At 38.4% G+C, this 26,538-nt stretch carries 31 protein-coding genes; 15 read left to right on the top strand and 16 right to left on the bottom strand.

Going from position 1 to position 26,538, the window contains the following annotated elements:
- Position 1: 1 nt before the first annotated feature.
- Entirely contained in the window at positions 2–985 is a 984-nt protein-coding gene (locus tag ABTV71_RS13150; protein ID WP_433903468.1) for a type I glyceraldehyde-3-phosphate dehydrogenase, read from the bottom strand.
- Positions 986–1,431: 446 nt separating this feature from the next.
- Here ABTV71_RS13150 and ABTV71_RS13155 point away from each other — a divergent pair, with 446 nt between their 5' ends.
- From ABTV71_RS13155 to ABTV71_RS13205, 11 genes are all read left to right on the top strand, one after another.
- Complete coding sequence (locus tag ABTV71_RS13155; RefSeq protein WP_433903469.1) at positions 1,432–1,977, top strand: carboxymuconolactone decarboxylase family protein; 546 nt, start codon at positions 1,432–1,434, stop codon at positions 1,975–1,977.
- A gap of 21 nt (positions 1,978–1,998) precedes the next feature.
- Complete coding sequence (locus tag ABTV71_RS13160) at positions 1,999–2,868, top strand: alpha/beta fold hydrolase (RefSeq protein WP_433903470.1); 870 nt, start codon at positions 1,999–2,001, stop codon at positions 2,866–2,868.
- A gap of 134 nt (positions 2,869–3,002) precedes the next feature.
- Positions 3,003–3,413, top strand: coding sequence for a DUF1348 family protein (locus tag ABTV71_RS13165; protein ID WP_433903471.1), 411 nt, complete (start codon positions 3,003–3,005; stop codon positions 3,411–3,413).
- Positions 3,414–3,509: 96 nt separating this feature from the next.
- Positions 3,510–4,100: a Crp/Fnr family transcriptional regulator gene (locus ABTV71_RS13170; RefSeq protein WP_433903472.1), complete on the top strand. Its 591-nt coding sequence runs from the start codon at positions 3,510–3,512 to the stop codon at positions 4,098–4,100.
- Between the two features lie 144 nt (positions 4,101–4,244).
- On the top strand, positions 4,245–5,084 hold the full coding sequence (locus ABTV71_RS13175; protein WP_433903473.1) for a helix-turn-helix domain-containing protein: 840 nt from the start codon (positions 4,245–4,247) through the stop codon (positions 5,082–5,084).
- Between the two features lie 23 nt (positions 5,085–5,107).
- On the top strand, positions 5,108–6,109 hold the full coding sequence (locus ABTV71_RS13180; protein WP_433903474.1) for an NADPH:quinone reductase: 1,002 nt from the start codon (positions 5,108–5,110) through the stop codon (positions 6,107–6,109).
- A gap of 400 nt (positions 6,110–6,509) precedes the next feature.
- The gene (locus tag ABTV71_RS13185; RefSeq protein WP_433903709.1) at positions 6,510–7,052 is read left to right on the top strand and encodes a Crp/Fnr family transcriptional regulator; all 543 of its coding nucleotides are present in this window, start codon (positions 6,510–6,512) and stop codon (positions 7,050–7,052) included.
- A gap of 368 nt (positions 7,053–7,420) precedes the next feature.
- Positions 7,421–8,068 carry a malonic semialdehyde reductase gene (locus tag ABTV71_RS13190; protein ID WP_433903475.1) on the top strand — a complete coding sequence of 216 codons (648 nt, stop codon included), beginning with the start codon at positions 7,421–7,423 and terminating at the stop codon, positions 8,066–8,068.
- A 50-nt stretch (positions 8,069–8,118) separates the two neighbouring features.
- Positions 8,119–8,487: a VOC family protein gene (locus ABTV71_RS13195; RefSeq protein WP_433903476.1), complete on the top strand. Its 369-nt coding sequence runs from the start codon at positions 8,119–8,121 to the stop codon at positions 8,485–8,487.
- A 192-nt stretch (positions 8,488–8,679) separates the two neighbouring features.
- Positions 8,680–9,198 carry a YceI family protein gene (locus ABTV71_RS13200; RefSeq protein WP_433903477.1) on the top strand — a complete coding sequence of 173 codons (519 nt, stop codon included), beginning with the start codon at positions 8,680–8,682 and terminating at the stop codon, positions 9,196–9,198.
- Between the two features lie 80 nt (positions 9,199–9,278).
- A complete protein-coding gene (locus ABTV71_RS13205; RefSeq protein ID WP_433903478.1) occupies positions 9,279–10,301 on the top strand; it encodes an LLM class flavin-dependent oxidoreductase in 1,023 nt (340 codons plus the stop codon).
- Between the two features lie 74 nt (positions 10,302–10,375).
- On the opposite strand, the gene ABTV71_RS13210 is transcribed toward ABTV71_RS13205, so the two are convergent.
- A complete protein-coding gene (locus tag ABTV71_RS13210; protein WP_433903479.1) occupies positions 10,376–11,188 on the bottom strand; it encodes a helix-turn-helix domain-containing protein in 813 nt (270 codons plus the stop codon).
- Entirely contained in the window at positions 11,189–12,160 is a 972-nt protein-coding gene (locus ABTV71_RS13215) for an aldo/keto reductase (RefSeq protein WP_433903480.1), read from the bottom strand. It abuts the gene before it with no gap.
- A gap of 365 nt (positions 12,161–12,525) precedes the next feature.
- On the opposite strand from ABTV71_RS13215, the gene bla reads away from it, so the two are divergent.
- Positions 12,526–13,413 carry a class A beta-lactamase, subclass A2 gene (gene bla / locus ABTV71_RS13220; RefSeq protein WP_433903481.1) on the top strand — a complete coding sequence of 296 codons (888 nt, stop codon included), beginning with the start codon at positions 12,526–12,528 and terminating at the stop codon, positions 13,411–13,413.
- 336 nt (positions 13,414–13,749) lie between these two features.
- Here the strand turns inward: bla and ABTV71_RS13225 are convergent, their stop codons facing one another.
- A complete protein-coding gene (locus tag ABTV71_RS13225) occupies positions 13,750–14,088 on the bottom strand; it encodes a winged helix-turn-helix transcriptional regulator (protein ID WP_075993032.1) in 339 nt (112 codons plus the stop codon).
- Positions 14,089–14,198: 110 nt separating this feature from the next.
- Here ABTV71_RS13225 and ABTV71_RS13230 point away from each other — a divergent pair, with 110 nt between their 5' ends.
- A complete protein-coding gene (locus ABTV71_RS13230; RefSeq protein WP_433903482.1) occupies positions 14,199–15,188 on the top strand; it encodes a YhdH/YhfP family quinone oxidoreductase in 990 nt (329 codons plus the stop codon).
- Between the two features lie 194 nt (positions 15,189–15,382).
- Here the strand turns inward: ABTV71_RS13230 and ABTV71_RS13235 are convergent, their stop codons facing one another.
- The 4 genes from ABTV71_RS13235 to ABTV71_RS13250 form a co-directional block, all read right to left on the bottom strand.
- On the bottom strand, positions 15,383–17,749 hold the full coding sequence (locus tag ABTV71_RS13235) for an ABC transporter permease (protein ID WP_433903483.1): 2,367 nt from the start codon (positions 17,747–17,749) through the stop codon (positions 15,383–15,385).
- Positions 17,750–18,386: 637 nt separating this feature from the next.
- Positions 18,387–18,755, bottom strand: a complete 369-nt coding sequence (locus tag ABTV71_RS13240) for a hypothetical protein (RefSeq protein ID WP_121124748.1) — start codon at positions 18,753–18,755, stop codon at positions 18,387–18,389.
- Positions 18,756–18,838: 83 nt separating this feature from the next.
- Positions 18,839–19,513: an Imm43 family immunity protein gene (locus ABTV71_RS13245; RefSeq protein ID WP_121124750.1), complete on the bottom strand. Its 675-nt coding sequence runs from the start codon at positions 19,511–19,513 to the stop codon at positions 18,839–18,841.
- A gap of 13 nt (positions 19,514–19,526) precedes the next feature.
- A complete protein-coding gene (locus ABTV71_RS13250; RefSeq protein ID WP_433903484.1) occupies positions 19,527–20,090 on the bottom strand; it encodes a hypothetical protein in 564 nt (187 codons plus the stop codon).
- Between the two features lie 386 nt (positions 20,091–20,476).
- Between ABTV71_RS13250 and ABTV71_RS13255 the strand changes: the two genes are divergently transcribed.
- Together ABTV71_RS13255 and ABTV71_RS13260 are read left to right on the top strand one after the other, a co-directional pair.
- Positions 20,477–20,596: a heavy metal-binding domain-containing protein gene (locus ABTV71_RS13255; protein WP_394342594.1), complete on the top strand. Its 120-nt coding sequence runs from the start codon at positions 20,477–20,479 to the stop codon at positions 20,594–20,596.
- Between the two features lie 29 nt (positions 20,597–20,625).
- Complete coding sequence (locus ABTV71_RS13260; RefSeq protein ID WP_433903486.1) at positions 20,626–20,793, top strand: hypothetical protein; 168 nt, start codon at positions 20,626–20,628, stop codon at positions 20,791–20,793.
- Between the two features lie 51 nt (positions 20,794–20,844).
- Here the strand turns inward: ABTV71_RS13260 and ABTV71_RS13265 are convergent, their stop codons facing one another.
- The 8 genes from ABTV71_RS13265 to ABTV71_RS13300 form a co-directional block, all read right to left on the bottom strand.
- Positions 20,845–21,753, bottom strand: a complete 909-nt coding sequence (locus ABTV71_RS13265) for an SMP-30/gluconolactonase/LRE family protein (RefSeq protein ID WP_433903487.1) — start codon at positions 21,751–21,753, stop codon at positions 20,845–20,847.
- A gap of 428 nt (positions 21,754–22,181) precedes the next feature.
- The gene (locus tag ABTV71_RS13270; protein ID WP_433903488.1) at positions 22,182–22,406 is read right to left on the bottom strand and encodes a hypothetical protein; all 225 of its coding nucleotides are present in this window, start codon (positions 22,404–22,406) and stop codon (positions 22,182–22,184) included.
- A 127-nt stretch (positions 22,407–22,533) separates the two neighbouring features.
- Positions 22,534–23,130, bottom strand: a complete 597-nt coding sequence (locus ABTV71_RS13275; RefSeq protein ID WP_433903489.1) for a hypothetical protein — start codon at positions 23,128–23,130, stop codon at positions 22,534–22,536.
- A 299-nt stretch (positions 23,131–23,429) separates the two neighbouring features.
- Positions 23,430–24,026 carry a Crp/Fnr family transcriptional regulator gene (locus tag ABTV71_RS13280; protein ID WP_433903490.1) on the bottom strand — a complete coding sequence of 199 codons (597 nt, stop codon included), beginning with the start codon at positions 24,024–24,026 and terminating at the stop codon, positions 23,430–23,432.
- 404 nt (positions 24,027–24,430) lie between these two features.
- Positions 24,431–24,805 (bottom strand): helix-turn-helix domain-containing protein, encoded by a 375-nt coding sequence (locus ABTV71_RS13285; RefSeq protein ID WP_433903491.1) that lies wholly within the window; start codon positions 24,803–24,805, stop codon positions 24,431–24,433.
- 107 nt (positions 24,806–24,912) lie between these two features.
- Complete coding sequence (locus ABTV71_RS13290) at positions 24,913–25,062, bottom strand: hypothetical protein (RefSeq protein ID WP_433903492.1); 150 nt, start codon at positions 25,060–25,062, stop codon at positions 24,913–24,915.
- A gap of 218 nt (positions 25,063–25,280) precedes the next feature.
- Entirely contained in the window at positions 25,281–25,835 is a 555-nt protein-coding gene (locus ABTV71_RS13295) for a hypothetical protein (protein ID WP_433903493.1), read from the bottom strand.
- A gap of 1 nt (position 25,836) precedes the next feature.
- Positions 25,837–26,523, bottom strand: coding sequence for a hypothetical protein (locus tag ABTV71_RS13300; RefSeq protein ID WP_433903494.1), 687 nt, complete (start codon positions 26,521–26,523; stop codon positions 25,837–25,839).
- Between the last annotated feature and the right edge of the window lie 15 nt (positions 26,524–26,538).

Raw genomic sequence — 26,538 nt, forward strand, 5'->3', positions numbered from 1 at the left:
TTTATATCGACTGTATTTGCCTTATCATTTGGTTCGTAAATCCCCATTCATTATCATACCAGGCCATAACTTTTACCAGGTCTCCATTTACAACCCTTGTCATTTCCAGATCAACGGTGGCCGCAAAGGCGCTTTTAATGATATCGGTAGATACAAGAGGTTCGTCCGTTACTGCAAGAACTTTATTATATCGGTCAGTTTTGGACTCATCGATTAAAATTTGATTGATCTCCTCTATAGTTGTTGGTCTGTCAGCAATAAATGTAATATCTGAAATAGACCCAACAGGAACTGGTACCCTAATTGCTATTCCATCAAATTTGCCGGCATATTGCGGTAACGCCTTAGTGGTCGCGATTGCAGCACCGGTGGCTGCTGGAGCGAGATTGATTCCTGCCGCTCTGCCCATTCTAGGTTCCTTTTTTGAAGGGGCATCGATCAATGTCTGAGAAGCTGTGTAACCGTGTGTTGTATTGAGAATCGCTTTTTTAATTCCAATTCTTCTGCCCAATATCTCGATTATCGGGCTGATGTTGTTTGTAGTACAGCTTGCACAAGAAAAAACCGAAACCTTTCCGTCTTCAGTATTCACCCCATGAACGACTGTTGGCGTATCTTTGGTAGGACCAGATATCACGACAAATTTTGCGCCTGCGGACAGGTGCTTTTCAGCGTCGGCCTTGTTTGTGAAAATGCCCGTACTTTCGATCACTATTTCAGCATGGATATCTCTCCAGGGAAGACTTTCGATTTCCCTGAAACTGGTATATTTTATTGTTTTTCCATTAACTATAAGGTTGCCATCTTCGATCCTTACATCCTTTTCATATTTACCATAGTTGCTATCATACTTGAGTAGATACGCAGCATTTTCAATACTCATCAAATCGTTGATGCCGACAATATCTAGGTCAGCGGTCTCTGTTATTATTTTTAATGCCGCACGTCCGATGCGTCCAAATCCATTAATTGCTATCTTTTTCATAACTGTTTTTTTTAATACTGTTTATGTTATTTTCTCGTTTTTATCCATTGACTAAGTTCATTTTTTTTAAACTAAAAAAGATTGACATTTGTCAAAAAATTTCCTTGACCTAAGTTACGAAGTTATACCAGTAAAATGTTATGGAAGCCAGATTAAGTAACCACCGACCAATCTTGGTCCTTAACGTTTTTTACCGATGAGGGGGCTTAGTTATATTTTGAAAGGATGTTCAGCTGTGAAGTAATTCACAGTCAAGAAACAGTGTTACTTGATTCTATAACGATCACTCAATTGATGGCTACTGTAAATGGAAATTAAGAATTTTTTTTAGATGGGAAAAATTGATAACTCTTCGGGAAAGACTGCCTAACGACCGCCTTGTTTTAATGATCAACTTTGTAGTATCAAATTAGATAAAACAAGTTAAAAATTAAAAAAGCAATATTATGGCACGTATTAAAATCGTAGATCTGGAAGAAGCTACCGGAAAAACAAAAGAACTATTAGATGTAGTAAAATCTAAAATGGGAATGGTTCCCAACATGATGAGAACGATGGCTAATTCTCCAGCTGTGTTAAACGGGTATCTTGGATTTAGCAGCGGTCTTGGCACATCATCCTTAGGTAATAAGTTGGGCGAGCTCATCGCTCTGACAGTTGCAAACGAAAACGGATGTAATTATTGTAATTCAGCACATAGTTTTGTCGCTGGCAAGATGGGTATAAAAGATGAAGATGTGACTGATGCACGACATGCTACTTCTACTGATCCAAAGATAAATGCGGCATTGGCGTTCAGCAAAGAAATATTGGAAAATCGAGGCGCCGTCTCTGATGATGCGTTAAAAAGTGTTAGGGCAGTAGGCTACAATGATCAACAGATCATTGAAATATTAGCTCAAGTATCCCTGAGCATATTCACAAATTATGTAAATATTCTGGCTGATACGGAAATTGATTTTCCGAAACAGGCACCAATTGAAAAGAATTAATAACCTATAAAAATTTAAATAATGAAAACGACTTTCAAAACAGAAAAAGTAAATGGAGTAGAAATTTTTTACAGGGAAGCGGGGGATAAAAGCAAACCTACATTAGTTCTGCTTCATGGTTATCCTACCTCATCGCACATGTACCGCAACCTAATCCAGTCATTGTCCCCTAAATACCATTTGATCGCTCCGGATTATCCTGGATATGGTAGAAGTGAGCAGCCGCCGATGGCAGAGTTTGAATATACCTTTGACAATTTTGCAAAAATAATTACGACACTTTTGGAGAAGCTGAATATTCATAAGTATAGCTTATATCTAATGGACTATGGTGCACCGATAGGTTTTAGAATTGCGAGTGCAAGCCCTGAGAAAATAGACACACTGATCGTGCAGAATGGATGTGCTTATGAGGAAGGATTAGAGGCATTTTGGGATCCGATCAAAGCCTACTGGGCTGACAGAAACAACAAAGAAGCTGAAAAAACATTAAGGGGCTTTCATGATCTTAACGGTTTAAAGTGGCAGTATACGCACAATGTTCCTGATCAAAGCGTTGTTTCTCCGGACAATTGGGAGATTGACCTTAGACATTTGGAAAGACCTGAAAATGGTGCAATACAGTTAGCATTGTTTTATGACTACCAAAACAATGTACCTTTATATCCGAGCTGGCAACAATATTTTAGAGACCACCAACCTGAAATGCTGATTGTTTACGGGAAAGACGACTATATTTTTCCGGGGTCAGGTGCGGAAGCCTTCAAAAAAGATGTGAAGAACCTCGAGTTCCACTTATTTGATGCGGGACATTTTGCACTTGAATCGCATGGTGAAGAAATCTCAGCTATCATCGATGGCTTTCTTGACAGAAAAGTTCTTTCAGTTTAAATTTTAAAAAGATCCTGTAGGATCAGGAGGGAATAAATTACCGCCGGTGAGCTGAATAAGCCGCTGGTGGTATTATACTCATATTGACTATCTAAAGTCTTTTAAATTATTTTATAAATATAAAATTATATAACATGGAACAGAGACATCCCTTGCCACCATTTACATTGGAAACAGCATTACAAAAAGTTCAGTTGGCAGAAGATGCCTGGAATTCGAAAGATCCGGAACGAGTAGCGCAGGCTTATACCATCAATAGCGAATGGAGAAACAGGTCCACTTTCATAAATGGCAGGCAACAGATCATTGAATTTTTAACGGGAAAGTGGGAGAGAGAGCTTAATTACAAGTTAAAGAAAGAATTGTGGGCATTTACAGATAACAGAATTGCTGTTCGTTATGAATATGAGTTTCATAATGAAGAAGGTCAGTGGTTTCGTGCTTACGGAAATGAAAACTGGGAATATGATGAGAACGGATTGATGCAGAGGAGATTTGCCAGTGTGAACGATCTTCCGATCGACGAATCAGAAAGAAGACTGTGATAAGTCGCTGAAGTTGTATTTTGAAAAGCGGGATTTTTTGTTATTTTTGGTATAGATACTATTGATAAGCTACCACCAATAAAAAAGTAACAAAGAATGTACGACCCGCTTTTTGATTACATCGAACGATACAGCGATGCTGAACTTCTAACTTGTGATAGGGAACGTATTGCTAGTATCATGAAACCTAAAAAACTTCGTCGTAGGCAATTTTTTCTTGAAGAAGGTAGTATTTGTGCTTATACTGGGTTTATATTAAAAGGCGCCGTACGCCAATTCAGCATTGCTGATAAGGGCATCGAGTGTATCAACCAATTGTGCATTGAGAATTGGTGGATTACAGATCGCGAAAGTTTTATTCATCATATCCCATCGGTCTATTACATAGAGGCATGGGAAGATACTGATCTTTTGGTATTCAGAAGGCAAGATCTGGAAATACTTTTAGAAATGCCGGCAATTCAACGGATGTTCTGGAAAATGAGTGAAAATAATCACATTGCCTCACAGAAACGTCTAGATGCGGCTATAAGTCTGAATGCTTTGCAACGTTATGAGCGGTTTGTTCGATGCTATCCTGAAATCGTTCAGCGGTTTCCGCTTCATCATATTGCATCTTATCTAGGAGTTTCCAAAGAAACATTAAGCCGAGTTAGAAAGTCACGTGTAAAATTGGGACACAAATAGTCAAGATCTTTTTCTTTATTGATATTTATCAACGTTCGTTTATGATTGCCATGTTATGTTTGTAAAAAGAGCATTAATTTAAATATAGTTTAGGAACAGCGAAAGCTTAACTACAAAAGAACAATAACACAGCGAGTATAAAATATGATATTCACTAACAATTCACACGAAGTTTTACAGGTTTTCGATTTAAATCCATTAGATATCAACGTCATTCTAGATGTTAAGAAGACAGACATGACTTTTATATGGAACACCGGAAAAAAAATTGATATAGTTATCGATAAGGTACCTTATGAACTTGAGTACAATCAGATCATTTTTCTTACAGAATTTCATCGCATTGATCAGATTAGCTTTGAATCAGCACGGATGGTCAGATTCAATCAGCCATTTTACTGCATCGTCAATCATGATAATGAAGTCGGAAGTAAAGGGCTTTTATTTTTTGGTGCAACTGAGATTCCAATCGTTAGCATACCTGAAACTATGGTCAGCGATTTTGAGAAATCATGGGATATTTTCTGCAGCGAGATGAAGAATTCAGATATATTACAGCAGGATATGCTACAAGCCCTGTTGAAAAGGTTTTTAATTTTGTCCGTTCGAATCTTAAGAAAGAATAAAAATTTTGACCGTATTGATATAAATCAAGGAGACGTTATCAGGGAATTTAACTATTTGGTTGAAAGGCACTTTGCTGAGCATCATGATGTCGCATTCTATGCGTCGCAGCTGAATAAATCTCCTAAGACACTTTCCAACTTATTCTCTATGGTTTCCGACCGAGCCCCGCTAAATATTATTCATGATCGTATCATGATTCATGCGAGGCGGCAGATCAATTACTCCAGCCTGTCTATTAAGGAGATTGCCTATGAATTAGGCTATGATAATATCCAAACTTTTAGCCGCTTTTTTAAGGCAAAGGAAGGCGTTTCCCCGGGACATTACCGAAAAAAGTATACTGAACTAGTTTCTTAAGTCTATTTTTTAAATATTTTGTTATGAGTTCCGAAGGCAAGATGAAGGCTGCTTTTTATGAGAAACAAGGGCCAGCTGATGAAGTATTGAAAGTACAGGAAATTCCGATTCCTTTTCCCGGTCCGGGGCAGGTTCGTGTTAAAATTGCTATGTCGGGTGTAAACCCTTCTGATATAAAGACAAGAACAGGTTTTACTGGGAAAATGCCCTATCCAAGGATAATACCACATCAGGACGGTGCAGGTGTCATTGACATGGTGGGGGAGAGCGTAGAAAATAGTAGATTAAACCAAAGGGTTTGGATTTATGAAGCTCAGTATGGTAGGAGCGATGGTTCAGCAGCACAATATGTAATTTTAGATGCTAAACAGGCTGTTTCATTACCAGATAATATAAGTTTAGAAGTAGGTGCTTCATTAGGTGTACCCGCTATAACAGCTCACTACTGTTTATTTGCTGACGGAGATATAAGGGACAAAAAGATCCTGGTGCAGGGAGGAGCCGGAGCAGTAGGAGAGGCTGTCATCCTTTTGGCCAAGTGGGCCGGAGCATGGGTTGCAGCGACGGTACGGGATATAAATGATAAACAGTCAGTACTTTCGAAAAGAGCCGATTTAGTTATCCATTTGGGAAGCGAAAATATTGAAGATGAAATCAGAAAAGCAACGCATGGTGCAGGTGTTTCAAAGATAGTGGAGGTGGATCTGGCAGCGAATTATAAAGTGGATGTTCGTTGTTTGGATAATGCTGGAGTGATAAGTACGTATTCTGTCAGCTCTCCAGAACAGATCGTTCCAGTACCTTTACTCGACCTTATCAAACGAAATGTGACATTGCGTTTTGCGTATGTTTATGCGATTCCTGAAAATTATAAAATAAAAGCTGTAACGGATATCAACCGCTGTCTTACCGATGGAAAATATAAACCGACGATTGGACAAATATATCCATTGCAACAAATTGACCAGGCACATAAGGCGGTAGAAATGCGCAAGGTTAAAGGTAAGATTTTGATATCATTATAACTGTTCCGTATGTTCATAAGATATCACCCTTTTTAAAGAGATGTGTAGCATCAGCTTGAACACTTTTAGTTTGACCGGAAATAAACCAGATCAACATATGGCAATCCAAACAGCCTTGCCATCAAGATATAGATTTTCCTAAACAGTACGCAATTGAATAGAATTAATAACTGATGAAAATTAAAACAATCAAAACCACATTTAAAACAGAAAAAATTCTGCGATTAAAGATAAAATCTCTTGAAAGAAAGGTTCTAGCAATCTAGTTCTTAACGTTTTGCTTCATACCCTAAGGTTTTCTTTGCCTGATTGCTCATAAAAGTTTTTTATCTTTAATACAAGTTTTATTTGACCACCTATGTACGAAACCTTATTTAAATATATTAAAGATAAATCCGGAATGACGTTGGAATCTGATGAAAAGACTCTTATAGAAGAAAAATTCAAGCCTAAAAAATTTCGGAAACGGCAATATCTTTTGCAGGAGGGGGATGTTTGCAAATATGCCAATTTTGTTGTTAAAGGATCCGCCCGTATGTTTTCGGTTAATGATAAAGGACAGGAGCATATTGTTCGTTTTGGGGTTGAAGGTTGGTGGCTTGGGGATACTGAAAGTTATACGCAGGGCACCCCTACAAAATTTCACATAGAAATGCTTGAAGATTCTGATCTACTGCAGATTACCTGGGAGCATTTGCAGGAGCTTATAGCAGCGATTCCTGCTGTTGCCGCTACCTTAAAATCAATGGATAAGCAGAGCTTCATAGCAAGCCAGAAACGAATACATACAGCTATAAGCATGAGCGCAGAAGAGCGCTATGAAGACCTGATGAAGTCCTATCCATCGTTCATATTAAGATTTCCGCAAAATATGGTTGCATCTTACCTCGGTATTTCCCCTGAAACATTAAGCAGAATTAAAAAGAATGCCTTGAATGGTTGATTAAATGATTATACGATCAAATGGTGGTTCTTTAATACGTGCCATCTTTTTAGTTTAGTTTCGGACTAATCTGCTGCAGAAGAAAATAAAATAAAGATAACTGTAAATTTCTAGTTCAGCATAAATGTTTTAGTAATTGAAAAGGACTCAAGCGAGTCCTTTTTTGTTTTAAATAGGTGTCCTAAGACGAGTCCCTGATTGAGGATAGTGCTATGCTCTTGATAATTGTCAAGAGCATTTTTTGACAAACGTCATTTATGCTTTTTTATGATTAGCGCAAATTTGTAATAGCAAAATTAATCAAGGGCAATGTCTCTTTGAAGAATAGAGTGTACAAAAAATAATAAGGACAATTAAAATTTACTATAATGACAACAAATTCAAATTCTCACACAAATTACAATGATCTACAAAGTTTAGATAGAAAAATTCTTTCTACCGATGTTTTTGATCAGCTTTTCACCCAAGCAAGATCACACCACCATTGGAGGGACAAAGAAGTCTCAGATGAAGATCTAAAAGCACTGTACGAGATTATAAAATATGGTCCGACAAGTGGCAACCTGCAGCCTGCCAGAATTGTATTCGTTCGAAGTGAAGCAGGAAAAGAAAAGCTTTATCCCGCATTAGAAGGGATGGGAAGCAATCTAGGGCAGGTCAAGTCGGCGCCGGTGACTGCGATCATAGCACAAGACGAGCTTTTTTGGCAAGAGGCACCAAAACTGTTTCCGAGAATGGATGTTAAACCTATGTTTGAAAATGACCCTAACTTTGCCGAATCTATAGCATATAGGAGCAGTTCCCTAACTGGAGCTTATCTCATGATTGCAGCACGTGGTCTGGGACTGGATGTATGTCCAATGTCCGGATTCCATAACAATATAATCGATCAAACATTTTTTAAAGGGACTTCATGGAAGGCAAATTTCATCTGCACGATCGGTTATGGAGATGATTCCAAACTTCATCCTCGTGATCCGCGTCTGAGCTTTGAAGAAGCTTGTCGTTTTGAATAAAACCTTCGGATTTATTTTAAGAATAAATTCATAAATCAACAACTCCAACTATGAGAAAAAATAAAATTCCACTTCGCATTTCAATTAATGGCAATCCTGGAACTTCGGAGCAATGGGATACACTTGCAAGCGTATTGGGCGCAAAAAAGATATTAGGAGATCCAGGCCTATCTGTTTATAAACTTATGGACAATACATTACTGGAAATCTATGGAACGGGTCTAACTGAGCCCCAAATGATCTTTAAGGATGGCGATATTGTAATCGGTTTCCAGGTGGATGACTTAGAAAAATCGGTGGATATTTTGCTAAAAGCTGGAGTTGAACCTGTTGATGGTATTATCAGGACATGTGAAAGCTATGCTTACAGTCATCTGTTATTTGCCGGAAATATTTTTGGACTTTATCAGATCGATTAGGCTTGACATTTATCAATTGTATTTTTTGACAAACATCATTCCACATTTTTTAGCAAAAACTGAACTTTGACATAGAAACTTTAAGATTAACAGTAATATAGATAGGATTATTAACATACAATCTGCTTGCTCTAAAGAGTTAATAAAAGAAAATAAAAATTAATTATAAATAACACTTAAAAATTTACAACAATGGCAACAAAATGGAACCTCGACCCAACACACAGTGATATTACTTTCAAAGTAAAGCACATGATGATTTCTAACGTAAGAGGAAATTTCACAGATTTTAATGTTGAAGTAGACACTGAGGATGATACGTTCACTAACGCAAAAGCCAGAGTAACGATCAAAACCGATTCGATTTCAACAAATAATACTGATCGTGACAACCATCTGAAATCCGCTGATTTCTTTAATGTGGAACAAAATCCGACCATCAGTTTTGAGGCTTCCACTTTAAATGTTAACAATGGGCTTACAGGAAATCTTACCATCAATGGAATTACAAAGCCTGTTACGATCGACCTGGATTTCAACGGAATCGAAGTAGACCCCTATGGAAATTCAAGAGCTGGCTTTTCCTTTGAAGGAAAAGTCAACAGAAAAGATTTCGGTTTGACCTGGAATGCTGCGTTGGAGACTGGTGGGCTGATGATCGGAGAAGAAGTAAAATTAGCAGGAGATCTGCAATTTGTAAAGCAGGTATAAGAAGGCTAAGGAAGTTCTGAAAAATAATTTTAAGCGGTCAACATTTAGCTGGCCGCTTTCATACAAAGCAAATATTTATTATGGAAATAGGAATTGACAGTTTTGCATCTGCTATGTACGGCACTACAGGAATTACACCAGCTCTAGCAATGAAAGAATTGCTAGAGCGTATCGAACTTGCCGACCAGGTCGGATTATCCGTATTTGGGATAGGTGAGCACCATAAAAAAGGATTTTTAGATTCTTCCCCCGCAGTTATTTTGGCGGCTGCAGCTGCACGTACCAATAACATACGGCTGACAAGTGCGGTAGCAGTTCTTGGCGCTGCAGACCCTGTCCGGCTTTTTCAGAGTTTTGCAACTCTGGATATTATTTCTGAGGGAAGGACAGAAATGGTCGTCGGTAGAGGATCATCAATAGAAGCATATCGACTTTTCGGACTCAATCTTAGTGACTATGATGAGCTGTTCCGTGAAAAACTAGATCTTTTGCTGGAAATCCGCAAAAATGAATTTGTGACCTGGAAAGGCAGGTTTCGTCCGAGTATAGATAATCTTCCAGTTTATCCAAGACCTTTGCAAGAAAAGCTCCCTGTTTGGTTGGGAGTTGGCGGTACACCAGCCTCTTTTGAAAGGGCAGGTCGATTGGGATTACCGCTTATGATGGCTGTCATCGGTGGATTTACGGAACGATTTAAACCTTTGGTCGATATATACAGAGCAGCAGGGGCTAAGGCAGGGTTTAGCTCCGAGGATTTAAAGGTCGGTCTACATTCACCGGGTTATGTAGCTGAAAATGATGTGATCGCTATCGCCGAATATTATCCGGGACATGCTGATCAGTGGAACCAAATTGGTAAAGAAAGAGGATGGGCGCCGATCACACGTTCTCAGTTTGATTTAAATGTTGGCCCTAAAGGTGTATTAGTGGTTGGTGGTCCCGAAACGGTTGCTCAGAAAATAATTAATCACAGTGAGTCACTCGGGGGTATCCAGAGATTCACTTTTCAGATGGACAATGCTGGTCTTTCACATGTCCAATTAATGAAGGCCATAGAACTGATTGGTTCAAAGATTATTCCGATCCTACAAGCCAATCAATAATATAAACCCGGGTTCCAGTGCTAAACTGATTCGTGCCGATACGGCTTATTAGCTTACCCTGACCATAGTTGATTTCAGACTTGATGTACAGTCGGCGCTTTGCCAAATTTCTTTTTAAAGGCGGAAGAAAAATGAGATAGGGTCTCGAAACCAAGATCGAGATAGATAGCTGATGGTTTTTTGTTTTTTCTTTCAATTAAATGCCGTGCTTCATTCAGCCTTTTATCCTGTAACCACTTACGTGGCGGCATCCCGAAGGTTTTCTGAAAATCTCTTTTATATCCTGAAAGGCTTCTTCCGGTGAGTTGTGCAAACTTTTCAATAGGGACATTGAAATGAAAATTGCTCAGCATAAATTTTTCTAGATCCATCTTATAAGGCGCTGCGAAATCAAACAAAAAGTTACGCAGTGCCGGAACAGCTATTAGTATCAACTTGATTCCCTCTTTCACCTTTAAAAGTCCCATCTCGTCAGTCATTTCATGACCAGCGCTTCGCGCATAGGGAATGACCGACTGGAAATAACCTTTGATAAACGCATTATTGGGGAGGCATATGTTCGGAAGGCCAGTGTATTTACCCTGAGCTTCCATTTTTTCCTCTAGTGCTATCTGACGCATCAGATCTTCTTGCAGTGATATGACGATAGTTTCATAGTGGCCATTTGACCCGGGGGTTTTAGTCAAGGTTCCCAGCTGATTTTTGTGAATGAGCAATACTTCCCCGGCAGATATGTTTACATGCTGCTCAGCGGTTTCGAGAACCATCTGGCCCGAGACCTGTAATACCAGGGTATGGTGGTTCCAGACGCATGCTTTCTCTTTCTTCAGAGAAGAAAGGTAAGAATAGAATATCACGCCGGGAAGTATTTCTGCTGGACTTTCCATTTATCTTTGTAAATAAGTGCCACCTTTGATAGCACCTATTGCAAATGTAGTGTTTAAAATATTCATCTCCTCTGGGGTAAATACAATTTCCATCGCAGCAATATTTTCGGGTAGTCTTGATCTGCGGCTCATACTCACCAATGGCATGATATTGTCGCCCTGTTCTTTTACCCATGCAATCGCAAGTTGTGTAGGGGTGACATTTTTACGTTGAGCAATTTCTTTTAATACTTCCACTTTTTCAAGATTATGGATCAGGTTATTGCCCTGAAAACGGGAAAAGTGATTTCGATGGTCATCCGCAGGAATTGGAGCTTTTAGGTCACCGGTTAACAGTCCTTCTGCCGTATTGGCAAATGCCACGACACCGATCCCTAATTCTTTAGCCGCAGGCAACAGCTCATTTTCGATCTGACGGTCAGCCAAAGAATAACCGATTTCCATTGCACTGACGGGATAAACGCTGTTGGCTTTACGGAGCTGATCGGCGGTTATTTCCGATACGCCGATATGACGTACTTTTCCTTGATCTATCAGGTCGGCAATCGTTCCGATGATGTCTTCTATTGGCACACTGCCATCCATTCTACAGGGTTGATATAAGTCGATAGTTTCAATGCCCAGACGGGTCAATGAATAGTTGACAAAATTCTTGATCGCTACAGGACGGAGATCCAAACCGATCCATTGGCCGTTGTGGAAGATAGCACCAAATTTGACACTGATGAAAGCATCATCCCGTCTTCCCTTAATGGCTTTGCCAATAAGCATTTCGTTGTGGCCTGCACCATAAAAATCTCCCGTATTCAGGAAGTTGATCCCGCTGTCCAAAGCTTGATGGATGGTTGCAATGCCTTCGTTTTCATCGGGAGTTGGGCCACCCCATATTGATGACATCCGCATACATCCCAGACCAAGCTTTGAAACGGTGGGGCCGTTTTGACCCAATTGAATTTTAGTGATTTTTGACATTTGATTGATTTAATTTTATTATCCAAAGGTCTTGATTTAATAACCATATTGCTTTCTTCTACGGCTCAATTTACTTGTCTGTATGGTTCATCTGTTCCTGAATTGAATGGTCATTGGTTTTCGAATCCGGACGGCCCATGTTAATCAAGATCACTGGTCAACAAATTGATCGGGTAAAAATTCCATTTAAAACGAGGTAAATTAGTTTGGCCAACTATTAGGAATACTGGAATTATTTACACGGCGATTATCGTACACGGACCAATTTATTGCCTGCAATTAATGAAAACTTCGAAATTGCTTACTATTTTTACAGGAGGAGAGAGATTGTGAAAGAGAGTAACCTTTTAAAAATAGATTTTTTCATGGACAAATTTTTATTATTTTTCTGTATTTTCATGTTTTCGGTTCACTCTTTTGCACAACAAAGTAATAACCTCCGCAAAGAACTCCATCAAATCATTTCAACAAAAAATGCAACAGTCGGTATTTCAATGAAGGGAATTGAAGACAAAGACACATTAAGTATTAATGGACATTTAAATGCACCATTAATGAGTGTTTTTAAATTTCATATTGCTTTAGCGACCTTGGACTTAGTTGATAAGGGTAAACTTTCTTTATCACAGAAATTTTTCATTAAAAAAGAAGATCTGCACGCAGATACTTGGAGCCCAATTCGGGACGAATTTCCGAATGGAAATATAGATTTAACTTTGGACCAACTATTACGATATACAGTTTCCCACAGCGATAATAATGGGTGTGATATTCTTATAGACTTGACTGGAGGTCCGGAAACCGTCCAAAAGTTTATCAATAAACAAGGGATAAAGGATTTTACCATAAAAGTCAATGAACAAGAAATGAGAACTTGGGAGAATCTTTATATCAACACAACAACGCCATTAGCGTCCACCGATTTATTAGAGAAATTTTACGCAGGACAAGTTCTTAAAAAGAACACCACAAAATACCTTTATCAACTCATGGTTGAATGCTCTAGAGGCCTTACTTGGATGAAAGCAGGGCTTCCTAAAGGAACAGAATTAGCACACAGAACTGGAATTTCAGATAGAAATGAGAATGATTTAAGAGCGGCGATGAACGATGTCGGCATTTTTAAACTTCCAAATGGAAATCACGTCGTTCTTTCTGTTTACTTAAAAGACATCACCGAAGAACGAGAGGTCACTGAAGAAATTATCGCCGACATAACAAAAGCTATTTGGAATTACTACACGAAAAAATAAAAATTGTCGCTCGACTCTGTTAACCTTCTCATTAAGCAAATACAGTTGATAGAAATCAATAATAACAGTAGGACCAGATGAGGACCAGTATAAATTTGATCGCGACACTGCTACTCCCCATAAGTAGTAAGTACACATACTTTGACACGAATGTCCGGTCTAAGAATGTGTTATTTTGGTAACGCATCCATTTTGGTCTAAGCTGTTTTAGTATATATAGTTACTATACATCCCTCACCGAAAGCTTCTGCTGAAATAATATTGGTCCAAATGAGATTGAACAGGAGATTAGTAAAACAGGCATTATAAATCTTAGTCGCTTTGGATTGAAGCTTACTAAATCAAATTGTCCAAATGCTTTAAATGCATATGTCCCCACCTACGCATATCGCGGACGATCGGATAAATGCTTTCGCCGTATTCTGTTAAATAATATTCAACTCGTAAAGGAACCTCATTGAAAACCTTTCGGCTAATAATACCATCAGCCTCCAATTCCCTAAGCTGTTTTGCAATTGTTCGCTCACTTATTGTTGGCAGTGTCTTTTTCATCTCCGTAAAACGGTTTCTATTTTTCCCTATAAGCATAATTAATGTAGTCTTACACTTCCCCTTTATGACCTGCAGAAAAATATCCGACGGGCAAACTGTTTCAATCTTTTCTATTTCTGACATTATTTTATCCCTTGATAATCAATAAACTAAACTTTTGTGCAGTATGTGATTATTTTGTAAGTTATTGCTTTTTAGTGTTTTAATTTTCAAATTTACTCAAAATTATTTTTATGTATAATACATTCAGGGCCTTAATGGTCAGAGAAGATGAAGGAATTTTCAAAAGCAAAGTTGAAGATGTCCCTTTCGATGAGATGATCGAAAACGATATACTGATTAAAGTAGCGTATTCATCCGTAAATTACAAAGATGCACTCTCTGCTTCGGGAAATAAAGGTGTAACGAGAAAATTTCCTCATATACCAGGAATTGATGCAGTAGGAAAGGTAGTTTCTTCTAGATCCAGTCGATTCAATAAGGGAGATAATGTGATTGTAACCGGATATGATCTGGGAATGAATACCTGGGGAGGATTTGGCCAATATATTAGTGTTCCAGCCGAGTGGATCATCCCATTACCGGCGGGACTAACCCCATTGGAAACCATGTCATTTGGTACGGCAGGTTTGACGGCTGGTATTTCTGTTTATAACTTGATTAAATCAGGGATTACCCCCAACAGCGGAAAAATTGTAGTAAGTGGTGCTACCGGAGGAGTAGGGAGTCTTTCTGCGGCTATTTTGTCAAAGATTGGGTATAATGTCGTAGCTATATCCGGGAAGGGCATGGATTATTTTCAGCGTACTCTTGGCGTTTCCGAAGTCATATCAAGAGAAGATTTTATTGGAAAATATGACGCGCGTGCCATGTCAAGTACCGATTTTGCGGCAGGTATTGACTGTGTAGGGGGGAAGATCCTATCCGGAATAATAAAATCATTGCATTACAATGGAGTAGTAACCTGTTGTGGAAATGTGGCATCTGGAGATCTAAATACAAGCATATATCCATTTATTTTAAGAGGCGTCAAGCTGATCGGAATAGATTCGGTGGAGCAACCATTACAATTTAAGGAAGAGATATGGAATTTACTTGCAAAAGATTTCAAACCTGAATTTCTATCAGACATGGTACAGGTAATCTCAATGGATGAATTAACACACGCATTGGATACAATTCTAAAAGGCGGTGCTAAAAGGCGTTTTGTCGTTAAGCAGTAATATTCATATTCGCCCCCATCTTCCTCGTCCTCAGTTGCTGTTGTGCTGTTCGGATTTTTTATAAATGGAATTCACATTATATTCTTTTAATGAGTACTTGGTGGATAACGCAGTTTACCCACCATCTAACCTATTGAGATGTAACTATTCAATCGTAGAGCTTCCATTGCGGGATCCATCTTGGATTTCCGCTACTATTCATCCCGTAGGCTGTCGACCGGATTGGCGACTGCCGCCCTAATGGCTTGGAAGCTTACTGTTAATTGTGCAATCACCACGGCTGCCAATCCCGCTACTACAAATACCCACCATTCTATGTTGATGCGGTAGGCAAACCCTTGTAGCCACTGGTTAATTGCCCACCAGGCCAGAGGCGAGGCGATGACCAAGGCAAGCAATACTAATTTGATAAAATCTTTCGACAGCAGCTGTACGATGCCCGTAACCGATGCACCAAGCACTTTACGGATACCGATTTCCTTGGTGCGCTGCTTAGCAACAAATGTAGCCAAGCCAAATAAGCCAAGACAGGAGATAAAAATAGCGATACCAGTAAAGACCAAAAATGTTCGCCCCATTTTTTCATCTGTAGCATATTGACGGTTAAACTCCTCATCTAGGAAAACATACTCATAAGGGCTTTGGGGGAAGAGTTCATGCCATTTCTTTTCTACGAAGGCCGTCGTTGAAGACAGATCCGCAGTATTCAGTTTCAGGCTGATATGGTTAAACCGCCAGGGAACGACCGCCATGATTAGCGGCTCGATGGGCGCTTGCAGGGAGCGGTAGTTAAAATTTTTATACACGCCTATAATCTCTCCCGTTGCCTGAAAACCGGTGCTCAGCCGTTTGCCTATAGCCTCTCCGGGAGACGCCCAGCCAAATGCACTTACAGCTTTCTCATTGATCAAAAATGTATTCTCCGCATCAGTTTGCATACGTCTATCGAAAGGCCGACCAGCAATCATTTCAATTCCATACGTATTCAAAAAATCGGCATCCACAAACAGGTAATACATTGATTGGCTTTTGTCATCCGCTTCGCCCAATAAGGAAGCGCTATAATTTGATACGGCTTTTCCGGGTATGCTGGAGGATGCGGCAACGCTGACCACGGAAGAATGGCTGCCGAATTCATCCTTGAGCTGTTCCAGCCGGTCAGCAATCGATATACCACCCTGTATGGGCAGAATCAGCGTCTGCTCCTTGTCAAAGCCAAGCCGCTGATTTTTCATATGGTTCAATTGTTTGTACACGGTAAGCGTGCCCACAATCAGGATGATTGAAATGGAGAACTGAGACACCACCAATATTTGTCGCAGCAAGGTGCCTTTATTCCCCATATCTATTTTGCCTTTCAGTACCGTCACCGGCCGAAAAGACGATAAAAACAATGCTGGATAGATGGCCGCGGCGATCCCAACCAGCAAGGTAAGTCCCAGCAATAACCCTGTGAATTGAAAAGTGAAAATCTGGTCCAAGTGATAAACCTGACCCGACAGGTGTTCAAATAGGGGTTTAATCGCTAGGACAAGTAACAAGGCGGAAACAAGCGCGAATAGAGTAAGTAGTATGGATTCGCCCAAAAACTGATTGAATATGCTGATTTTAGCCGCGCCCACCGCCTTGCGGACCCCGATTTCCTTCGCCCGGTTGGACGATTGTGCTGTTGTAAGGTTGATATAGTTCAGCGAGGCGATCAGTATGATCAGCACGGCCACCACGATAAATATATACACATTCGCCGCGTTTCCCGGTGTTTCTGCTTCATTACTCAAATCCGAATGGAGGTGAATGCTTTTTATGGGTTGAAGAAAGTAGCGATAAGTAGTTCCCCATCCTTTTATCACATCTCCGACATAACGGTTTGCGGCTGTTTCAATTTCTTTTCCAAAATCGGAAATATTGGTGTTCGGGGCAACCTTAATATAGGTGTAATACATGGTTGAATGCCAGTTCTGGATGTCCTCATTAAACCAGCTTTCCTTTTCAACGGTTGCAAGCGAGGTAATCAGGTTAAACTTTAGGTGGCTGTTATTGGCTAAATGTTCCATCACTCCCGTAACCTCAAACGGTTCATCATTGACAAGCACGGTTTTTCCGATAGGATCTTCTTCCCCAAAGTATTTTTTTGCCGTTTCTTCAGCAATGAGTAACGTGTTTGGCCGGTTTAACGCGGTTTCCATAGTTCCCTTGCTTAGCGGAATCGTAAAAACATCAAAGATCGAGGGGTCGACCAGGAAGAAGTTATCTTCGTAGAAAGCATTTTTTTTGCCGTATTTTATCAGTTTATTATTCTGCCGCCATAATCGGACAGCCGCTTCCGCTTGGGGAAAATCCTTTTTGAGCGCAGGAGCGAGCGGCCCGCAGGTAGTGGCAAAAACCCGATTGGTTTTACTGCTCTGTATATCCACGGCAACCCTGTAAATCCGATCCGAATCGGTATGATAGTCATCGTAACTTAATTCATTCCGGATATAGAAAGAAATGATCAGGCAGGCCGCTATGCCAATGGCTAATCCGGCCACATTCAAAAATGTATACCCCTTGTTTCTGTTCATATTTCGCAACGTGATTTTTAGGTAGTTTTTTATCATGTTTTTTTGCTTTTACTCCGTCAGCCAATAAACAAAAAATAAGATCGAAAGACCTAATGATTTTCAGATAGGTCTTAAGAAGGCTTCATCCAACGGTTAAACCGTTTCAATAAGGTTGCCAATTGTATAAGTGGCTTGTATTCATATGGTTAATGATGTTTTGTCTGGATAGGTGTTCGTATTCGGACATTCTTTGTTCGTATTCGGACAGTGGATTGGTTTCGGGTGGACTACATATTTTTGATTAATTTAAGGGTGCTTTATCATATTTGATTGTTGATATTCATCAGTAATGAGCTTTTTATATTAATAAATCATAATTTGAGATCCCAAGTAGATTGGTATTACAAATCACTTTCGACACTATTTGGTTCGTATATTTCAAATACATAGGGGTAGTTATCTATTTTTAGATATCTGTACTTGGCATGATTATTAAATGGATGTCGGTCATATTCTAATGCCAAATATTCGATTGTTCCTTCCGATTTTGTATAGTCAGATTTTTCTTTTGTACTTGTAATAATTATATATAGCCCAGCTGTGATAGTTATAATTGCGGCAATAATAAGTTTGTTAAAGTGCATTTCAAGAGTGATCGTTAATTCTCCTCAGCTTTCTTCATTACGTAAATAATTCCAGAAGTTCCTCCCGAGCCATTATAGTTATCCGTTAAGTCGAATGTATTTACTAATTCATAGCCAATTTTAGACATATAGTTCAATATGGCAGCATACGACTTTTTATTGGTCAGTATTTCGGACAGCTTTTCACCTTCTGCGATCTGTTCATCCGAATCTCCTAAGTCAACTCTCACCTTTAGTTTTTTCGACAGGAATTTTCCTTCCACCCGAATATAAGCATAGGAAAAGGTCATTTGTAGTTCGGTTTGAGTATCTACTTTATAATGTGCTGAACTACTCCCAAGACAGCAGGCAAACAAAAATATGGTTAATAACAACTTATACATGATATCTTTTATTTTAAAAAATTGTCATAGACTATGGATACTTTTCTTATTTATGCCTAATTATTTTTTAGTGTAATCAAATGTTAATCATATTGGTTATCATAAATAAACGGAAAGTCTTTGGTATTATAAATATCAATATCTTTAAATTTATCAACAATGTTTGTCACGAACTCCTTACCATCGAACACAAATGAGGCTCTGTAAGCAAATTCCTTCAAGACAAAAACATGTTTATCCAAAGATTCTGTAATAAGTGCCAAGTCTGGGTATATATAATTAGTAGTTCCGTTCACCTTACTTCTGACACTTGTTTTCTGATTGAGATCAAACTTATCATCATCGAACTTTCCGAATCTTAAGGCAAAAAACTTTCTATCTGTTAATTGATTACCTTCCTTATTTACCAACTTCAAGGTTGAATATTCATATTGACCTTTATCCAATCCATTATTAGAGAGCTCCCGAAAGAAATCCAGCGACAATATCTTTACATCCGAACCATATTCGAGGTAATTGAATTGAAAATCAGTCTGTTTTTTCTTGAACACCAAATACAATTCCGAAGGAAACTTATATTCCTTTTCTTCTGGAGGAAAAGGTAAGTTTTTATAGTCTAATGTACGCCATTGTGAATCAGTGTAAAATTTGGTCCTTTTGGAAGGATCGTAAGTGTCGAAAAGGGTAATGTCATCCAGCAAAGGAACTCCTTTTCTTTTTATATGACCACGTTGAAAGGTTACAAATAATTTGTTCATAATCCGTTTTTCTCTATCTGTACAGTTTTTTCGAATTACTATCCAATTTTTTTTCAGCCATTAATCTAAGAATCAGTGTCTGTGATTCAATTTCCCTTTGCAAAATGGGCTCATTAAAACCTTCATCCGTCAAAATATCCTGATCATCGTCCTGTAGTTTGGAATCGATGGCGTTCAAAACTGCCATCGATAGGTTGTATTCGAAACCGCGACGCTTTGAAACTGCGAAATTCATGATCGCGTCAATTGATATGATCAATTCATATAAGGCATTTTCCTGATAATCCGTCCGATCCAGGTCGGTCTCATTGATATCATTCAGGTTCCTCAAATAAATTCTTGATTTTTCCGGGGACAACTTATCGTTACTGTCGACCACGGACCAGATGTAGGAAAGGATATCCTTTATCAGCGAAATTTCCTTTTCAGCCAGAAGTCTTGAGATGATGCCCTGGCTTATCGCCAGCAATTCTTCACAGACCCATCCGCCCCAGAAAAATAGATTTTCATACTTGATTGCAGCAGTATATTTTCTGCATTCATCCATGTAAGCTTTAAATCCATTGTTATCTTTCATAAAATTTTAGTGACTTTGTAGAATATAAAGATAGTATTTCTGACGATTGTGTTTTCTTTTAATTCTTCTTTGTCATTACTTATTTGATATTCGTAGGGTTTCAATAAATTTTGAATTATGTTTTAGGCCGAGGGATTTCATTTCTTGCTCTTAAAGGCAGATGATAGGGTGAATAGGATGGATATATCGTTTTTCAATAAATTAATGATATGATTTAAAATAGGGAGGTCTTGCGAAAAAATAAAATACACGATTTAAATGACGAATCTTAAATGAAAACCAAATTGTATGGTCAGCCATTCCCGAACTCCAAGAAGCAATAATTCAATAAGTCCTGTTGTAGAGGAGAAATTCAGTTTCAATTCAAAAAAGAGAGTTACTACAACCTGTCCAACTATGAGAAGAAGATGCAGGAAATGTACAAGCGCGTCACAGAAACGCTCAAGCGAAGTGCCCAGGCAATTCGTGCTAATGCTATTATTGGACTTAGTGTGGATATTGACTAAATTTCGGGAAAGGTATAAGCCAGCTATTTATGATTATTGCAGTGGGGACACCAGTACATCTTAAAGAGGTTGCTCGCGTTCCGATAGAGAAGCCGGATGATCTAATGGATGGCGCATTGGTTCAGCATAATATATACTTTAAATATGCTGACATTGTCTCTCTTGTGATGCATTCAAATGCGAAACTGTCCATATAATCAGTAGAGCTTACTAAATTGCCGTTTACGCCAACTATTGAAGACAGGCAATTAATCAACACCCTTTGCACGTATGGAGATGCAATAAATTGCTGTTGAAGCTGTGATAAATAAATCAGTCCGATCTTTGCCACCAAAACAGACATTCGATGTCCATGGTTCTTTTACCTCAATATGTCCTATCAATACGCCTATCGGACTATAGATAGAAACACCTTTCCCCGTAAGGTAAACATTTCCACGATTGTCCAATGTCATCCCATCAGAGCCTTGGTCGATGACCGCCTTCTGTCCACTGAGCTTACCGTTAGATTCAATGGTATACCTGTAAGTTTTATTTCGCACCCTATCCGCTACATATAGGTATTTCCCATCGGGCGACCCTACAATGCCGTTAGGCTTAGCTACATCATCAGCCACTACAATTGGTTTATTACGTTTTCCCGGAGGGAGGTAATAAACTTTCTGCCCTTCTATCTCTGGTTTTTTTCTGGTCCAGTAGTCACGCTGGTAGTAAGGGTCTGTAAAGTAAATCCCCCCTTTCTTATCTGCCCAAAGATCATTTGGACCATTAAGTTTCCTTCCATTTACATCTGACAGCAGGACGGTAACTTTGCCATCTTTGCTTATTGACCAAATTTCGTTTTTTTCATCTGCGCAGGCAAGTAGCTGACCGCGGTGGTTAAAGTACAGTCCATTGGCACGGCCAGCTGAATCTTTAAAAAGAGAAAGATGACCTTTTGTATTGTATTTCCAGATTTTGTTATTGGGCTGGTCAGTAAAATAGACATTCCCTTCCTTGTCCACTGCCGGCCCTTCTGTAAACGCAAACTGCCGAGATATTAATTTCAGGCTGTCCTGATCAAATAATTGCGCCCTTACACCTAAGCCCCTTAATGAGAATAGTAATATTAGCAAGAATGCCGGATAGTACCTGCTGGAATTAATGAAATGTAGCATAGTAAAAGTAATTAATTAAAATTATCGTTTTTCCAAGAAAATCAAGGAATGGTATTCAAGTATGAATAGTCTCTATTTCAAGTCCAATATATATATAATTTTATAAAGACCCGAAAATATTACCTCTAGTAGAACTCGGTTCGTCCACCTTTATTGGAAGATTTCAAAGGTCTGTATTGTTTTTCTAAGCATCAATAATTTGTATTTTTGTATTTATGAATGAGTATGTCGTATACTTAGGCACATAGATCATAAAGGACAGAACATGTCTTTTCGTACAAAATTCATTTGACTACATAAACATTAAACTTTGAAAGACCTTCGATTGATCAATTATTGGATAAATAAATATAAGCTTTACCCTGTTTTTTGAAACAGAAGGGGATTTCGTCAAACACATTTGGCTTTCGATTAGCGAGCTAGTTTCTTTAGCGGAAATTTCTGTAGAAATTGGAACTGATCAAGTCAATTTTATATCGCTTAGGTAGGTATCCTGCATAAATAAGTGCTGCAGCTTGCAATCCAAAGATAATCAGGTTAAAATCTAAATTCTTAGTAAAATACCTCAGCCAATCACCGTCTGTTAATAGTGCATAAAATGTCAAAACCATAAAATTGAGATGTACAAATAGGGGAGCGTTAATTCTCTTCATTATCCAAATTATTTTTGTAGAATCTCAATATCTTTATCGCTTTAAGAAGATCCTCTTCGGTTTGCGTTTTCAGGTTTGAACCGTGAAGATTTATATAGATTTTCGGAAACAATAAGCGATATATCGCTTATTGTTTCCATTTCATTTTTCCGTTATTGTCAAACATTTCAATAGAAGGATTGCCTAGACTGTCTACCTTTAAAATAATTCTCGGTATTTCATTATGATCTTTCATGACTAGAGATGCATTCCCGTTTTCGGTTAGCAGGTTGATACGATTTATATTATGTCCAGGCTTACCAGATAGATCTTTATCGTTAATCAATATCCCGGCTCTGAAATAATTGTCGTGTTTATTATCCTGCGCCAAGATACCGACTGCATCGGCGTTCTGATAATCAAATGCTAACGCATTCAGATTAGTCTCCTCATTATCCGTAATTGCCAAGCCCCCTCTTTCATCTCCGTTTTTATCAAAGAAAATAAGACCAGCGGGAGAGTAAGCCCTTTTATATGTTTTACCCTTGATAATGGGTTGTGGAATATTATCAGTGTTTGCGATAACGACACGATTTTTCCCCGATCTGTCCTTGATATCTATTCTTTCTGCAGTTAAGTTGTGCTTTTTGTTAAATAATAAGTAGACTACACAAGCCATCAGTAAGCAATTGAAAAGAATCAGCGTGGTCAAAACTATTTTTAGTGTTTTAGAGATTGTTTGCATAATTTAATATTAGTTTTTTAGTTGGTACGTTTTTCTTCTTGAATTAGTTCTACATGGATTTCAATTCCAACCAAAAATAAAGTATGGTTTCGGGGATATCCTTTACATAGGTTGAGTGCAAGGATTTTTTTATTCATTTCAGGAATACAGCTACATACACTTCATTTTCTTAAAATATATAATTAAAGGATCAAAAATGAACTATTGGCCTTCCATCTTGTCTGGACTATTTTATCCATAAAAAAATTAAAGTGTGATTGTTCGGGGCACACTTTATATAGTTTGAGCACAATGAATTTTTATCTGTTTAGTGCTTTACGTATCCTGCTGAGCTGTGTTGGGGTAATGCTGAGGTGCGAAGCAATATACTGTAGTGGAATTCTGGTGTCAATTCCCGGATGCGTTTGCAGCAATTTTAGATACCTCGCAGTGGCACTTTCGGTAAGTAACGAGATTTCTCTTTCTTCATTAATGACTATCCATTTTTTCTCCAAATAAGCAATGTATAGGTTTTTTAATTCATCATTCTGATTAATAGCTTCTCTTGTTTGATGGTAAGGCATACATATCACTGTAGTGTTTTCAATAGCTTGCAGTGTAAATTCGTTGGGTGTTTTTATGATTGCCGAAAATCTGGTGCTGGCAAAATCTCTCTCCAAATAAATCCATTTATTCCAGACAGCTCCTTTTTCATCGATAAAATATGAGTTTAAAGCGCCTTTACAAACAAAAAAAATGTCATTGGCGATACGTCCTTCCCTTAGTAAGACCTCATTTTTCTTAAACTGTTGAACGTATGTAATCTCTGCCAGCAAATCAAATGCCTTATCCGAAATAGGATACACGTTCACCACAGCTTGTTTAAAGTCCTCAAGATATTTTTCTGCTTCTATCATGTATTGTGCGGGCTTATGCAATCGTATTACTTCCAAATAAATATAACATAACTTTTAAATAACTAAAATTATTTTTGCTTCTTGGGTAAAGGTTCTAAGCCTTTCAGAAACAGGTCCACTATGTTAAGTTGACCTTGTCTTTATCTTTCAGCTTTAAAACATCTAAATCGTTTTGAAGCTGAAAGCCAAGTTCTATTCAGAAATAATCGTTTTAATATAAAAGGACTGATTTTAACAACTATTGGAGTTGAAATTGGAAATACTATTTAAAAACTTTTGGCAAATTTTACCTTAGCCCTCAAGACTAAACTTTTGTGGTAAAAAAAATTATGAAAACAAACTTCAATTTTCAAAGAATCTTAAATGCCAAAGGGACACATAAAAAGAAATAACAATACCTAACTTTAACGTCTGACTTTACTTGGTGCCATGCCGAACTTTTTCTTGAACGCCTTGCTGAAGTGCTGTAAGGAACAGTATCCCAATTCAAACGCTATTTCATTGACTTGTTTTTTACCCATCAATAGATCATTTTTTGCCAGATCCAGAAGTAAATCCGATAAATAGGAAAAAGCAGTTTGATTAAATATTTCCTTAAAGCCTCGTTTTAGTTTATATTCATTCATTCCGGCTATTCTCGCCAGTTCTATTAACGTTGGGGGCGCACCGATATTTTTAACCAGATAATCACGGGCGTATACAATTCGCTCTTTATCATAGTCATGTTTTATGTATCGTGATGTTGAATCTTGAAGATTATTTAAAGACTCTGCTTGCAAAACAAGCAACTCAATGGTTTTCGAAAGAAGAAACAATCGCTTTAGCCCACCGGATTAATCACAATTCAAAATCGAATGGATACAGGTTTGTATTGGCAGGTCAATACTTAGACTAGAATTTGAGAAAGCAACCAGAGTTCCTGTCCAAAAGGAATATTCGTTTTAAAATTATTTTCTTTAAAACCATGATCACCAAAAACATTTTCATCAAAGCCTATTTTAAAGGCCTTTTTATCATTTTTCAGTTCAAATCCCATTGCACCCTAATTAACAGTTTAACTCCCTTTTTTGCAAGCTCATTTTTTGATAGAGCGGTACTTTTGACTTTCTGTCGAAGAGGTCGAAAAGCTCTAATACATCTGAGCCAGTATGCCTATAGATGAGGCCTTTCTTGCAGCAGGTTGAAACCCATAACATGCGTAACAAACTTTTTCATTTAGAGGATTATCAACCATTTATTTGCCTTTTCAAGATATTACCAAAAATTGGCTGTTGGCAATGTATAGAAATTTCTGTCAGCCAAGGTCTGCCACGGCGCCTGATGAAAAAACCAGGATTTTCCGATTTTCTCGAATGCCTTGGTGATGTCTCGCTCACCCCACTGGTAACCGACTTTATAATCTTTTCCATTATAAATAATTGTTCCGAAAATGGTAGGATAGGATGAACCTGATACGCCGTTGGTGTATTGGATTGCTTTATCAAATCTGAGTTGTGTGCCAGCCGGGAAACCGATGATTTCCTCTATATCCCCCATCTTCTTTTGTTCTTCTACATACCGCCATCGAGGATGCAGGCTATCCAACAACACATATGGATAATCGCTGTTATCGATCATAGGAATACTTTCTTTAAACAAAACCGTTTCCTTATTCAGGACAACTGTTTTACCAATCCATTGCTTGTATGGTTCGAATTTGTTGAGACTGGTGGATTTTGTTTTTATCGTAGCGTACAGAATAAAAATAAATCCTATTAAGACTGCTAAAATCACTAGGGCTACAATACCAATTATTCGCTTTGTGGTCATGCTATTTTTTATCTGTGATATATATTTCCGTCAATCCGTCGGCCGACTTGAATCGAATATTGTAACCGGTTTGTTCGGATAGCTTCACTACGGGCAATTCTGTGGCTTCAAAATCGGCATTGCTCAGTTGTTCCTTTGGCTTGGAGGTCTTGCTCATATCTTTGCTTTTGGCGAGGTAAAAATTGCTTCCATCCACTCTTGTAATTTTAAACCAACCAAAGCCAATTTCCGCGCCAACAGGAGTTCCTTTTTCTTTATATATTTCATAGTGCCCGAAATAGATAGCGCCAACAGCTGGCGTTTTTTCCATTGCCACGGCTTCTGCGGTTTTGGGTAGGGGTGGTTTCATTTCCTGATAGACAATCATTCCCATAGCGGTGAGCATCAGCAGACAAAAGATCCAACCGATAATCGTCAGTTTGAAAATATATGGCGGTTTCGGAGCTTCTGCAATTTTTTGGTTGGCGAAAGATTTCATTTCGAATGTCCAGAGACGACGGGCAATTTTCTTTTGTGTGGATTCATCCCAAAATTCTCCATACGCTTTTTTCGAATAAACTGAAAAAAGTGCCGAACGGGTAAACTGCCGGTAAATACCCAATATCATTTGATTTTCCGAATTCTTTGGATTTTGCAAGCTATCGTTACGGTGGGCTGCAAGTTCTATTCTGCTGATTACAAAAAACATAGTAACTGTATTTAT

The organism is Sphingobacterium puteale (genome assembly GCF_050986225.1).
GTDB lineage: Bacteria > Bacteroidota > Bacteroidia > Sphingobacteriales > Sphingobacteriaceae > Sphingobacterium > Sphingobacterium puteale.